Genomic DNA, 13356 nt, shown 5'->3' with positions numbered 1-13356 from the left:
CAAGGAATAATGGAAATCAAGGCACATGCCTAGGAACAAAACCTAGGGCACTTCACCTCAAGGTCGATGGACGCTTTGGTTTTGTCACACCACTAGCTGTGCTGAGTCGTAGCCAGTACGAAGGCTTACGTAAAGGCAATTGGGGTAGCGAGACTCTTTTCGGTGAATTCACTGAAGTATGGGATCTCGCCAACGTGCGCCCGAAAAATGATCTGTTCCCTGTTCCTTGTGCCGTTACGTTCGGAATAAAGCACATCGGATCCCCCACGGTCACACCTAGCCATGGATTCCCAAAAGTCAAACGAGTCGTCGACGGCAAACGCGATAAGTCTGGATGGGAAGAGACCAAAAAAGCTCTGACTTTTACGGAACGTGACCTCATCACCCTATCCATCGATCAAAAAGAAGGAGGGTCTGTATACCGAAAGCTTGTCTCTCAGGGAGCAACTATCGTCCCTCGGTTTCTCTTGTTCGTCGAGGAGAAAGAGGCATCAGGAAAACTCGGTCAGAGCCGAGGGAATATCAGCGTTACATCGTTGCGCACTTCGCTCGAAAAGAAGCCCTGGAGAGACATCCCGGGCCTGTCTGAGGTTGTTGAGAAACGTTATATCTATGACGTGCACCTAGGGTCTACGATTGTTCCGTTTAAATTCCTTAAGCCATGGAAAGCTGTGCTGCCCATTGACAAGGAAACCGTCCTGTCTGAATCAGAGATCGCTGAACGTGGCGGTCCAGGCTTAGCCCGGTGGTGGAACAAGGCTTCGCAACTGTGGACTATGCATAGATCCACCCGTTCTCCCGAATCGCTGACTGATCGGATCGACTACCACCGACTTCTTGCGAAGCAGCTTGGTGGTTCACGCTTACGTGTTTTCTACACAGCTTCAGGTACGGCTCTTGCTGCTGCGTATTCTGACTCGCTGAAGGCCATCGCTGAGCATTCTTTGTACTGGTTGCCCGTCAAGAATCGGGCAGAGGCTCGGTATCTAACTGCTATTTTGAACGCTCCATTGACTACTGAGATGGTCCAGCATTATCAAGCTATTGGTTTGTTTGGTGGTCGACATTTCGATACTTATCCGTGGCGATTGGCGATCCCTGAGTTTGATCCTTCAGAGTCTCTACACCAAGAGCTCGTCGATCTATGTGTGGAGTGTGAACGACTTGCTTCTGCTGTCCCTGATGAGGGGCTTGGGTTCCAAACGGTACGTGGTGCTGTGCGTGCAAAACTAGATGGAGCTGGGCTCCAGGAAAAGCTTGATGCCGCTGTTGCTGAGCTCTTAGGTGGTGGCAATGAGTAGTAGTTTCTTGTGGAACAGGATGCTTACTTAGGCGGAGATCAACCGTATTTCTCTGTTCTGGAAACTTCCGATTGCCTCCAACTAACAGGACACAAAAGGCTTTTGTGTCCTGCACCCCACCGATGCAAAGAGAATAACAGCCGTAAAATCCCATACACCAAGGTACATTTGCAGTAAACTGTCAACCAGTGCTGTGGTCGAGGTGGCTGGGCGTTTGGAGGAGGTGTGCAGGGGCGTTGTTGACGTTGTCGAAGTTGCATGCTGATTCTGTGGCGTATTACGAGTCCACGGTGGATGAGTCGTCGGGGTTGGATGCGTATTACTCGGAGGATGGTCGTCAGCCTGCGCGGGCGTGGATGGTGGGGGAATCTGTAGCGGATGTTCGTGAGATTGAGGCGGCGTGTGGTGTCGTGGTGGGTGAAACTGTTGATGGTGGTGCGGTACGCAATTGGTTCAATAACGCGGTGGCTCCTAGTGGTGAATCGTTGGGGCGTGCGCCAGGATCTCGTGGTGTTCCGGGCTACGATTTAACGTTTTGTGCGCCGAAGTCGGCCTCTGTTTTGTGGGGGCTTGTCGAGGATGAATCGGTGCGCGCGGCGGTGGATGCCGCGCACGAGAATGCGGTGGCGCGGGGGTTGGAGTATTTGCAGTCGCATGCGGGGTATACGCGGAAATCCGATCCGGCGAATCGGTCTGCGATGGTGTTGGAAAAAGTCGTGGGGTTGTCGGGTGTGCGGTATGAGCATCGGACGTCTCGGGCGGGTGATCCGCATATGCATACGCATGTGTTGGTCAGTAATAAGCAGTTGTGTCGGGATGGGAAGTTTCGCACGGTTGATGGGGTGAGTCTGTATCACGAGTTGCGGGCGGCGGGGATGGTGTATCAGGCGCAATTGCGGGCGGAGCTCACGGCATCTCTGGGTGTGGCCTGGGGTGAGGTGACTAATGGGTGTGCGGAGATTGCAGGGTTGGATGATAGCCGTGTGTTGAGGGATTTTTCGACGCGGAGCCGGGAGATTGATGCGTGGCGTGAGGCCAACGGTGTGGCGTCGGATTCGGAGGCGAATCCGGTGCGGGATGCAGCACTGGCGCGGGTGGGTCAGAAGACAACGCGGCAGGTAAAAGATGTGGCCACTCCCCTGTCCGAATTGCGTACCCAGTGGGCGGAATCTGACGCCGGGAAGCGTGCGCGGAAGTTTGTTGATTCCGTGCGCGTTGGGGAGACGAACAAGTGTGGCGCGGTGATGCCGAACGCTGTGGACGTGATGGCTGCGGTGACGGAGACTCGGTCGACGTTTACGCGTGCAGATGTGGTCGAGGCCGCTGCTGGTTTGGTTCCGGCTGATGTGGATCGTTCGCTGCTTCTTGAGCGTGTGGAGGAGTTGGTGGATGAGATTTTTTCTACCAGTGTGGCCTGGAGTGTCACCCCGGAACGGGCGCGTGAGTACAACCGGGCAATGCGGGAGGGGTCGCAGCGGTTCACCACTGAACTGGTGGTGCGGGAAGTGGATCGGGGTATTGATCTGGCTACGGCCGAAGTCGGCCGTGGTGTGGATGGAAGCAGCATTGTTCCGGTCGAGGGAGCGCTGTCGGAGTCTCAGGCGAGCGCGATGGTGACGGTGGTGGAATCCGACTACCGCGCCAGTGTCGTGATCGCCCCGGCTGGTGCGGGTAAAACCTCCTCATTAAAGGCTGCGCGTGGGGCGTGGGAGGCCGCAGGTAAGCGGGTTGTGGGTTTGGCGCCGACGGGTAAGGCTGCTGATGTGATGGTGGCGGAGTCGGTGGCGCATGAATCCTCCACTATTGCTCGTGTTTTGCATGGCACCAGTGAGTTGACTGCCGCTGAATCTGCCGAGAAGGTGGGGTGGGATCGGGACACGGTCGTGGTGGTTGATGAAGCGGGCATGGTCGGCACTGGGGATTTGGTGCGGGTCTTGGAGATCGCGGCGGCTGCTGATGCGCGTGTGGTGTGTGTCGGTGATCCACATCAGTACGCGGCGGTACGTGCCCGCAGTGGGTTGCTCGGCACGTTGGCGTCCGAGTTGCCGGATGCGGTGGAGCTGACGGAGGTGTTCCGTCAGCAGGATGCTGTGGAGCGGCGTGTATCGCAGTGGTTGCGTGAGGGGGATCGTCAGCTGGTTGCCCAGGCCGCGAGTTGGTACGGGAATGCTGGTCGTTTGTATGCCGGTAGCGTCACGGCGATGTTGGATGATGCGCTGGCTGGGTGGTGTGCGGATGTGGATGCCGGTGCTGACAGTGTGTTGATTGCTGGTGATCGGGACACAGTGGATGCCCTGAATCGTGCGGCACAGAAGCATCGCGTTGCCGCTGGTCTGGTGCAGGCCACGGGTGCCACTGCGCGGTTGAACACCTCGGAGCGTACCCAGTGGGGTCGTGTGGGTGATGTGGTGTTGACCCGGCGGAATGACTATGACCTGGTGGCCTCTGGCGGGGAGCCGGTGCGTAATGGTCAGCGATGGACGATTGAGGATATTCATGCTGATGGTTCGGTGCTGGTGCGGCGCAGGGATGATCGAAACGTCACCGTGACCCTGCCTGCGGAGTATGTCTGTGAGCATGTGCAGTTGGGGTATGCCTCGACGGGGCATTCTGCCCAGGGCATGACAGTGGATGTGGCGCGCGTAGTAGCCGATGCCTCAAAGGTGGATCGGGCTGGTGTGTACGTGCCGATGACTCGTGGCCGGGTGTCCAACGTGCTGTATCTGGCGGAGTCGTCTCCTGGGGATGTGGACACCGCGCACACCCGAGTGACTGCATCGCCGCAGCGGCGGGAGTCGGTGGCGTATGCCGAGGAGTTGTTGGTCGCGGCGTGTGCGAGGGATCGTCGGGATGAGACCCCGCATCAGTTGTGGCGGGATGCCTACCGGGAGTGGTCGTTGGAGCGGTTGTCCTCGGCGTATCCGGTCGATGGTGATCCGTTTGTGGGCACACGCATGGCTGAGGTGATGCGGGATCGTCGGGTTGCACGGCAGCAGCGGATGGTCAGGTGTGTACGCCGTCAGGATCAGCCCCCGGTGCGGGATCGCGCGCAGCGCCCATTGTGGGCGGTGCCGGAGACCATCTTGCAGTGGGCCATCGAGCAGCCAGAGGTGGTTGCGGCCAGGTGTGAGGCTGCGCGAGCAGAACATGCGTCAGTCACTGAGCACAATGAGCAGGCCGCGCTGATCGAGCAGCTCGACGAGCGCAAGCAGGCGGTGTCCGAGGAGCATCAGGTCGTGGGGCAACGGTTGAATGAGGCTCGTGGTCGTTTGCGTCAGGCGCAGTCGGCGCAGCAGTCGCGGAGCCGGTGGGCGAAGCTACGCGGTGCATCCTTTGACGGACAGATCACCCAGGCTCGTAGTGAGTGCGAGGCGTTAGAACAGGCCAAGTCTGAGTTGAATGAGCAGTTGGCGCAGATCCGTCAGCAGCGCACGGCGTGCCGGTATGTCACTCGCCCGGACTATCAGGACGATGCGGTCACTGCCGAGCGCGTGGAACTGCTGGATGCACTGGCCACACCAGAGGAGATCCGTGCTGAGCGGACCGATCGTGCACGATTACCGGAGGCGCAGCAGCAGGCCGAGCGGGCGGAGGCGGCAGTCGAGTTCGCGGGACTGCGCGCCGATGCTGTGTGGCAGGACGACGAGAAGCACGCGGATGGTTATGTCTCCCCTGGTATGCCGTACATGCCGTCGTTCGATCTTGAGGCTGTGATCCAGTCGCGGCGGGCACATGGTGTGCCTCTCCCCTCCCCTGACGCGGATCCAGATGAACAGTCGTGGAGTCCAGATCATGGCACGAATCCGGGGATGGACTTCTAGGTCCGGTGTGATGCGGGGATAGGGGTAGTCCCCGCTGCGGCGGAGCGTAACGGGGGGTTCTCAACGCGGCAACGGGGACTACGAAACGGTGCCACCCCCCTGGGGAAAGGGCGATCATGGCACCACTTGGAAAAGTACCGCACAACACTACGGCGTGCAGCATGAGAATAAGAGACGCTTCCTCGCTAACAGAGGAGCTTGTCAGACTCATCGTGGATGAGAGGGCCTTTGGTAACAGAGTTTTAATGGCTATATGTCCATACAGTCATATGGCTATATGGTCATTAAAACTCTAATTCCTCCCCCCCTCGTTGCTCTTCAAGCCATCGCGAGGCCCACTCTTGGAAAAGCTTAGAGATACTCGTCTTCTTCAAAAAAGCTTCCGTCTTGAGATCTTCGAGCATTTGGTCATCCGATACATACAGTCGTACAGTCGTGGCTTTCCGCCGTGACTGTTCAAACATTTCTGCTGAAGGTGCCTTCTCCTCTCTGGAGGAGTGTTGCTCATCGGAACTTTGCTGAATGAGTGCTTTCTTGATTCCCATATGCTTCTCCTTAATCTTCAAATGCTGAACACAGTTCAGTAGCGAGAGCCTTCCAAGGCTCATTTAGATCGGGAACAGTTCCAAATGCTTTTCGAGTTGTAGCGCGAGTGGGGATGACGACATCGGCCAGAGCCATAGTTTCGTCTCCTACCAGTTCGGCGTGGACGGTATCGGCTAACTTCTCTCGACGATCAACGTTTGTAAGCACAACTGCTACCGGAGTCGTCGTTTTAGCAAGTGCATCAAGGGTGATTTGTGTTCTATCCATCTCCATGGGAGATACCCCGGTCGGAACCAAGACAAGTGATGCGGCCGATACTGCAGCATCGATGATCTTTTCATTTCCGGGAGGGGTGTCGATCAGTACGAAATCAGCTTTCTTAGCACGGTGCAAACCTTCTGAGAGCTCACTTGGCGAAGGGGCGGGAAGTGTTGGGAAGGGGAGAGGTTCTTCTGATGCTGAGCTCCACCGCATTGCAGATTGTTGGGGATCGGAATCTAAAACCGCGACCTTGTATCCCTTTTTCTGCATAGCAGTTGCCAAAAACATGGTGACGGTTGTCTTTCCAGTTCCGCCTTTTGATTGCACGACTGAGATCACGTGAGGCATGACTGAAGCTTATTGCGAAAAGGAGCGCACGATCTGTAAAGACACAGCCATATGATCATATAGCTGCATGTCTGCATGGATATATGATCATATGACCGTATGGTTGTGTCCTGGATTCTGTGTCGAGTCTGCAAAGTCGTAACCTCGACCGGGTTGGCCGGGTGGTAAACTGAATCTGAATTCCAACACTGTGATTCATTTAGACATTGTGTTGATACATAGAAAGAGCGCCACGCAGGCTGCAACCCGCATGACGCTCGCTTATCGCCCCATCCCAAGTGGGGAGAAAGCCTGTCCATGACTATACCCCATGGGACCGAGAATGTGTCCCCACATTTTCCGCCCAACAGCGCCGATGCAACGCGAACAGCGGATTTTCTCTCCCCCCGTACTGTGCCACTGCCGTCCCGGGGAGCCACGGACTACGAGCGTTACAAGCTGCTGAAGCACCTTGACCGGGAGACCCTGCATGGTTGCCCCACACGGAAGTTCTCGGGCGCGTGGACGAAGACCAAAGACGGTAAGCGCAAGCCTCGGCTCTACCGTGTGGAATCCTCCGCTTTAGGGAGGCTGCAGTACGTCAAGCTTGTCCATAAGCAACGAGCCACCGTCATTGTCTTGGACGTGGACATGCTGGGCTCCGCCGGGGGCAACGTCACCGACATGGCCCCTGAGGTCATCAACGTCCTGGTGGCCATGAAAGACGCCAGCTGCGCCCCTTCCTGGATCGGCGTTAACCCGATCAACGGCAAAGCACAGTTGATCTGGCTGATCGACCCGGTCTATGCCGACGCGTCAGGGGATTCGTCGAACATGCGCCTGCTGCGGGCCACAACGAATCAGCTGTGTGAGCTGTTAGGTGCGGATGCGCATTTCTCGCATGGGTTTTCCCGCTCGCCGTTTTATACCGGGGATGATCCCACTGCCTACCATTGGCACTATCAGCACTCAGATATCTTCCAGCTGGCCGCATTGATTCAGGAGGTACGGCGCATGAACGGCACCACGGATGCGGCACCGACCCCTGCACCGAAGCAATCCTTTACCAGCGGACGGGAGCTGATCAATGCAGTGAAAACCCGTAGGGAAGAAGCGCAAGCCTATTGGAAGATCGCCAAAGAGCTGCAAGGGGACATGGCTGATCTCGACGGACTGGATGCCGAACGCATCGATGGTGTCAAAGTGCTCTGGATCGCCGAGGGGCGCGCTGCACGGGATGAGACCGCGTTTAGGCACGCGCTGTACACGGCACACAAACTCCGGGCAGCCTCCAAGCCTATGAAGGACGAGGCGATTATTGACGCCTATGAGCATGCGTACAACTTGGCTCACAAGCTCGGTGCAGATGGCCGCCAGGCGGAGATGCCACCGATGAGGGATCGCCAGACGATGGCCAGGCGTGTGCGTGGTTACGTCCTGGCGGGCAAGTCGGATTCGACGGGTTCTGTAACGCTCACAGGAGCGGCAACAAGTCGTGAGCGTAAGGCTCTGGCAACGATGGGCCGCCGAGGCGGGAAGAAAGCAGCAGAACGATGGAACGACCGAAATAGCGAGTATGCACAATCAGAAACCCAGAAGTTAACCAGAGCTAATAAGAAGCGTGCTGCACAAGGACGATCTGTCTCGCACCGGATAGCTGCTTATTTTGACGATAGGCTCTTCGAGGTAGATCAGTATCCAACAGTGGACGAGGCTGCCGCAGAGTTCGGCGTTTCAAGAAGAACCGTCCAGCGGGCTGTGGCTAAGGCTGGGATTGAACTGCCTGTGGGGCGAAAGAGAAAAGGTGACAGGCCGTAAGCAATATACGGTTCCCCTGCTCGCAGTTAGAGGATTGAACTCTTTGAGGTTGGGTAGAGATGGGTGCTGGTGAAGTAGGACCAGGTTTTTAGACGGTTTCTGATCTTCATTTGGGCCATCGTCTTGTATCGGAATTACGAAGATTTGCTCCAACTGAGCAACATGATGAAGTGATCGTGAATAACCTTCGAGAGATTCCAGATGGGGCGACACTAGTGTGTTCGGGGGATATTTCCGTATGGCGTTGTGGTGCTTGGGAGAGCTGAAGCGTGAGAAGTCATTCACCATGATTTTGGTGCCGGGGAACCATGATCGTGTGTATCCGATGTGTGGGATGGATTCGGTGGTGACGTGGACTTACGAAGTATGGGGAAGTCTTCGATGTGATCTCGTTTGATCTGCAGGTGCGGATTGGCCGGTGGCTTGTGTTGTTGACTCATATTCCGCGAGCTGTGGGGGAGTTCGCGGTGGTTGATCCGCATCAGACGGACAAGCTGGCCCGGTGGGCGGCTCCTGTAGGGGTTTGAGTGCATGGGCATACGCATTCGGATGTGGCGATTCGGCGTAAGAATGTGAACGTGAGTCTGGAGGCCACAGGCTTACGTCCGGTCTTACCGGCGGATCTGGAGGAGATGGTGACCAAGGCAGTGCGATTAAAGCACTGAGCTAGGAGCAGGTGCTTTAAGGGGGCGGATCCGATTAGGGCTTTGTGGAGCGATCCGGTGTCTGAAGACAGAGGCCATGACCGCAGGGGGGAGGTTGTTTCACGATCGAATCTGTGTTCTGAGCGTGGGCGGGTTTATCTATGAGGGTTCATTAAGTTTGCTCTGCCTCGTCAAAGTTGGGTACTCCGTATTTATCGGCAATGGCGCCTTCGATGATCGAGCGCACGGTTTGCCCCGTGCGAAGTGATTCTTTTTTGATGAACCGGTAGTAGGGAAGGGCAACGCGAGTGTTGAGCTGAACAACGGGTACATCATCGGGCAATTGCCTGAGCTGTTCTGAGGAGTCATGAGAGGAAGTGCGCACTCTCGGAACGCCTTCAGATGAGGTGGAGCGTTGCACTTCGGTGAAGTAGAGCTCTAAGCCACGGGCGATTTGATCGTTGGGATGCTCTCCTACCTCTGTCGCATGTGTCGCTAGCTGTGCATACAGCGAGCAGGGGAGGTCTACGGAGAGTGTGTGGTGTGGAGACAAGTGTGCGGAGTCGGTGGCAGCCAGTTGTCGGCGTGCGCTTTTATGTAGCCGGGCTCGCTGTGCCACTGATTTGAGGGCGTCGTCTTTTCTGTTCATTGTCGACCGATCACTGGAGGGGGAAGTATTCGTCGAAAACAGTGCGTGGCAGGACATGCCAGCACTAGTCTTTGAGAGGGATGCTGGGGGTCTGCTATTTATTCGATGATACTCATAGTCTGTAGACCTTTAGTCGTCAGTACATGACATTAAAGAGGTGCCCAGCAATAGTGAGCTTCTTGTAGCCTTCGGTGCCCGCGTGCGCCAGGCACGGGGGGCGGCGGGACTGTCGCAGGAGGCGCTCGCACATCGTGCGGGCTTGCATCGCACGTATGTCAGTTCTGTCGAACGGGGAGAGCGCAATATTGCTTTGATCAATATTGTCGTCTTGGCGGAAGCTTTGAACATCGATGCGGGAGAGCTTGTAGGGAGGCTCCGTAACTAGGTTAGTAAGGCGTCAGGAGAGCTCCACGTGAATCGTGGCACGTTGCTGTGATGCGAGATGCCTGTTGTTCTCTAGTCAAGTCGAGGTTTTCACTGTTTGCTTATTCGAATCTGTCGAACCATTTCGGGTCAACGGTAGGGCGGAGTTTCACGCCGGATTCTCCGTCAGTGCGGATCAGTTCGGCAAGGCGGTCACCGCTAATAAGGTCAACGGTCGGCACGGTGGAGGTGGCTGCTTTGCGTGCCGGTTCAGTGAAGCGGCTGAGAGTGACGATGATGGCACGTTCAGCGCCCTTGGTTTGGGCGTCGCGTTGGAACAGGGCAACTGTTTCACGTCCGATGGGTTTGCCTTCCGGAGCGTAACGCTTAATTTGTACGGCCACGCGGGAGGATAAGACTGGACTGAGCGGAGCGGTACCGATGGCATCAACGCCTTCATCGCCGGATCCTCCCGTGTGTTGAAGCTGCAGCCCTTGCCGGCGCAGAAGGTAGATAATGAACTTCTCGAAGCCTTCAGGAGGAAGTTGGTGTAGACGGCTGAGTAGTTGGCTCTTCCAGTCACTTTCATGGGTTTCCTCGTCGGAAGCGGACAGGATGTCGGCGTCGGGAATGCCCTCGCGGGGCTCGGCAGTGTCGGTAGTAGTTTCTAACTCTTTTTGCTTCCGTTTAGCTCGAAAAGCTTCCCGGTCGAGTTCCCTGATGGTGGAGAAGGCTTCGACGTCGGGAAGCTTGATGATCTCCTCGCCGACTTCGGTGAGCAGGTACATACCTTGGGCTGGTTGTTCAAGAGCGCCGATGCGCTTTGCTGTGGAACGGCCCCAGGCTAGTCGGCTAATGAGAACGGAATCCTGCGGTCTGTTGGGGTAAGCAACTTGGAGGAGTGCGTCAGCGTGGGGGAGATGTTCGAGGACTGTTTCGATAATCTCTTGAGTTTTGGCCGATCCTCCGAGGCTGTCGACTGCGAGGAGGATGGGCAGCACGAGTTGTTGGTGGGTGGGCATTCCTTGCTCGGTGAAGGGGACGCTGTTTGCTCCTGGTTCCATGATTTGATTCTCCCAGATGTGGGTGTTTTTCCAGTCAACTGCGGATGGTTCGGGCTGATTATTGCTAAGTAAGGGAATGTCCTGAATGTGAAAAACGTATTTCTTAAGGGAAATCTGTCCGTCAAGGATGAGAGTTCAATCTGAATACAACGGATGCTAATGTCGAGAACATGTTGATTTTGGGAACCGCTTCGATGCGGTTGCGCCGCAACCGCTAACAGCGGTTGACCTTCCAGTAGTGGTCACCGCTCCGGTCACTAAGCCGGGCGGTCATTTTGCCATGCCCGGCTCCAAAACTCTTCTTTTCGGAGCATCCCATGTCTGCATATTCTCGTGGTCGTCACGAAAACGGCCAGAACTTTCTCACTGACTCCCGCGTTATCGCCTCTCTCTTGGAGCGTGTGGGAAGCACTAGCGGCCCCTTGATTGAGATTGGTCCCGGCCAAGGGGCGCTGACTCATCCGTTGTCTTGTACGGGACGATCTCTCACAGCTGTTGAAATTGACCCCGCGCTGGCAGGTGCGCTGCGGCGGGAACTTGACGATGCTGTGACTGTCATCAACGAAGATTTTCTGAGATACCGTCTGCCAGCCCACCCTCATGTGATTGTTGGTAACATCCCGTTTCATATCACCACATCCATCTTGCGGCGCCTTCTTCGCGCCCCAGGCTGGACCGACGCTGTGCTGCTTATGCAGTGGGAGGTTGCCCGCCGACGTGCTGGCGTCGGTGCGTCAACCATGATGACCGCCCAGTGGGCTCCGTGGTTCACTTTTGAGCTTGGAGAACGTGTTAGCCGGGAGGCGTTTACCCCTCGTCCTAGCGTGGATGGTGGCGTTTTGCACATCCGACGCCGTCCTAAAATGTTGGTACCAGTTGGAAAGCGAAAGGCGTTCCAAGCTCTAGTGCACGCCGTCTATACGGGGAGGGGTCGTGGGATCGTCGATATCGTCACCCAGGCGAAGATCTTTCCCTCTCGACAGGCGACGCGGAAATGGGCCGAGCGGTCTGGTGTGCATTCGCATCAGCTGCCCTCTGACCTGTCTGTTGCTCAGATGGTCAGCCTCTTCCAAAGCAGTGGGGCAGCTCCTGGCCAGCGTCGAGAGCAAAGGAAATAACTCTGAGAGGAGAGTCCTCTTTCTGGGAAGGTGGGTTCAAGAAAAATCAATAACCCCGGTGATATACGTCTAAAACGTAGGGATCGCTCCGGGGCCTTCGCTCTTGAGTGTAACACTGGTACGTATGCCAGCCAAGAATAAGCCGGAGAGCGATCTCGAGGCGTGGTTTTCGTCCGAGCGGATGAAAACCTATAGCTTCCATTTGGATCCCGAAGCGCTCTACCTGTGGAATACTCGCGTGACCAAGTCCTTCCTGGAAGACATTCAGCATGTCGAGGTGCTTTTGCGTAACTGTGTCGATACTGCTGTGTCTCCAAGGTATGGGCAGCGGTGGTATGTCCACCCGGCTATTCCTTTTGATCGACAGGCGAAGAAGTCTATTCAGAAGGCGGAACGGCGGGCGGGGATTGCTCGAGCACAGGTGCCACCATCGGGGCGGGTGATTGCTGAGTTGAGCTTCGATTTCTGGGCGTATCTTTTTACCAATACGTACGCGTCGACGATTTGGCCACTGGTTCGTAAAGCCCTTGTAGCTACACCGATCGCTTCGCATGGGGGGAAGGGAGTTAGCATCTTTGTGCCTTCTCTGACCGACTTCAAACGTGAGGTTGATGTGGTCTACAAATTACGTAACCGTTGTGCTCATCACGAGCCGATTATCAGGCGAAACAGGCAGCATGAAAATGCTCGGCTTGATCGTGCGCAGCAAGCCGTCAGGCTTTTGTCCACGTGGATCGATCCGGGCGCGTCGCGGTGGATTGTTGAACACTCAAGGATCCCTGATCTGCGGATCAATAGGCCGTAAGCTGGCCCTCGTGAACCTATTTCTTGCTTCCTACCTGCACCCTGACCTTGGCACCTACCTGACTGGAAGGATTCTCTATATCGATGATGCAGCAGTTGAGATGCGGCAAGCCCCGTTCACCCAAGAAGAGTTGAAAACTGTGCGCGAGGCGGCGGAGGTGCTAGTTCCTGTCACTGTGTCACAGATGGCACTGGCAGATTTCCGCCAAGAGCTTGAACTAGCTGATTGTGTCTATGTTGCGAGTGGTGAAACATTCCGCTTGCTCCATGCGCTGAAATCCACAGGAACAGACCAGCTTCTTGTTGATGCTGTGCGTGCTGGAAAGTTGTATGCGGGTAGTTCTGCTGGGGCGATGGTTGCTGGTCCTTCAATCGAGCCAGCCACGGTGATGGATAATCCTTCCATAGCTCCTGATCTCGGGGATTATACCGGGCTTCATCTCACTGAATTTGTGGTGGTTCCTCATGCCCAAGGTACAACTGGTCCGTATTCCATCAACATCATTAGTAAGACGGTGGAAGACTACGGCCAAGAATGGAATCTGCTGTTGCTGAGGGACGGACAAGCTCTCTATGTAGATGCCCGGGGATCAATGCTTATTTAGCTGTACCGGTTAGAGCAATTGATGGTGTGAAAGGC

10 protein-coding genes and 1 pseudogene are annotated in these 13356 nt (G+C 56.0%); 7 read left to right on the top strand and 4 right to left on the bottom strand.

Going from position 1 to position 13356, the window contains the following annotated elements:
• Both IM764_RS10230 and mobF read left to right on the top strand, forming a co-directional pair.
• Positions 1-1301, top strand: a pseudogene (locus IM764_RS10230) (hypothetical protein); the annotation flags it as partial.
• Positions 1302-1540: 239 nt separating this feature from the next.
• Positions 1541-5122 (top strand): MobF family relaxase, encoded by a 3582-nt coding sequence (mobF, locus tag IM764_RS10225; RefSeq protein ID WP_194187733.1) that lies wholly within the window; start codon positions 1541-1543, stop codon positions 5120-5122.
• Positions 5123-5406: 284 nt separating this feature from the next.
• Here the strand turns inward: mobF and IM764_RS10220 are convergent, their stop codons facing one another.
• Together IM764_RS10220 and IM764_RS10215 are read right to left on the bottom strand one after the other, a co-directional pair.
• The gene (locus IM764_RS10220) at positions 5407-5667 is read right to left on the bottom strand and encodes a peptide transporter (protein ID WP_099299334.1); all 261 of its coding nucleotides are present in this window, start codon (positions 5665-5667) and stop codon (positions 5407-5409) included.
• 10 nt (positions 5668-5677) lie between these two features.
• Entirely contained in the window at positions 5678-6277 is a 600-nt protein-coding gene (locus tag IM764_RS10215) for a ParA family protein (RefSeq protein WP_099299335.1), read from the bottom strand.
• A 297-nt stretch (positions 6278-6574) separates the two neighbouring features.
• Here IM764_RS10215 and IM764_RS10210 point away from each other — a divergent pair, with 297 nt between their 5' ends.
• Positions 6575-8074 (top strand): replication initiation protein, encoded by a 1500-nt coding sequence (locus tag IM764_RS10210; protein ID WP_228073768.1) that lies wholly within the window; start codon positions 6575-6577, stop codon positions 8072-8074.
• 816 nt (positions 8075-8890) lie between these two features.
• Here the strand turns inward: IM764_RS10210 and IM764_RS10205 are convergent.
• Positions 8891-9103 (bottom strand): hypothetical protein, encoded by a 213-nt coding sequence (locus IM764_RS10205; RefSeq protein ID WP_099299336.1) that lies wholly within the window; start codon positions 9101-9103, stop codon positions 8891-8893.
• Between the two features lie 421 nt (positions 9104-9524).
• Here IM764_RS10205 and IM764_RS10200 point away from each other — a divergent pair, with 421 nt between their 5' ends.
• Positions 9525-9752, top strand: coding sequence for a helix-turn-helix domain-containing protein (locus tag IM764_RS10200; RefSeq protein WP_194187732.1), 228 nt, complete (start codon positions 9525-9527; stop codon positions 9750-9752).
• A gap of 100 nt (positions 9753-9852) precedes the next feature.
• Here the strand turns inward: IM764_RS10200 and IM764_RS10195 are convergent, their stop codons facing one another.
• Positions 9853-10794, bottom strand: coding sequence for a restriction endonuclease (locus IM764_RS10195; protein ID WP_099299338.1), 942 nt, complete (start codon positions 10792-10794; stop codon positions 9853-9855).
• Between the two features lie 317 nt (positions 10795-11111).
• Between IM764_RS10195 and erm(56) the strand changes: the two genes are divergently transcribed.
• The 3 genes from erm(56) (at position 11112) to IM764_RS10180 (ending at position 13321) form a co-directional block, all read left to right on the top strand.
• Positions 11112-11912: a 23S rRNA (adenine(2058)-N(6))-methyltransferase Erm(56)' gene (gene erm(56) / locus IM764_RS10190; protein ID WP_099299339.1), complete on the top strand. Its 801-nt coding sequence runs from the start codon at positions 11112-11114 to the stop codon at positions 11910-11912.
• 124 nt (positions 11913-12036) lie between these two features.
• Positions 12037-12717: an Abi family protein gene (locus tag IM764_RS10185; protein WP_099299340.1), complete on the top strand. Its 681-nt coding sequence runs from the start codon at positions 12037-12039 to the stop codon at positions 12715-12717.
• Between the two features lie 10 nt (positions 12718-12727).
• Positions 12728-13321: a Type 1 glutamine amidotransferase-like domain-containing protein gene (locus tag IM764_RS10180; protein WP_099299341.1), complete on the top strand. Its 594-nt coding sequence runs from the start codon at positions 12728-12730 to the stop codon at positions 13319-13321.
• Positions 13322-13356: the final 35 nt, after the last annotated feature.

Source organism: Corynebacterium sp. ED61, from assembly GCF_015233855.1.
Classification (GTDB): domain Bacteria; phylum Actinomycetota; class Actinomycetes; order Mycobacteriales; family Mycobacteriaceae; genus Corynebacterium; species Corynebacterium dentalis.
The sequence above is the reverse complement of the archived record's forward strand: the minus strand, read 5'-3'. Positions and strand labels throughout refer to the sequence as shown.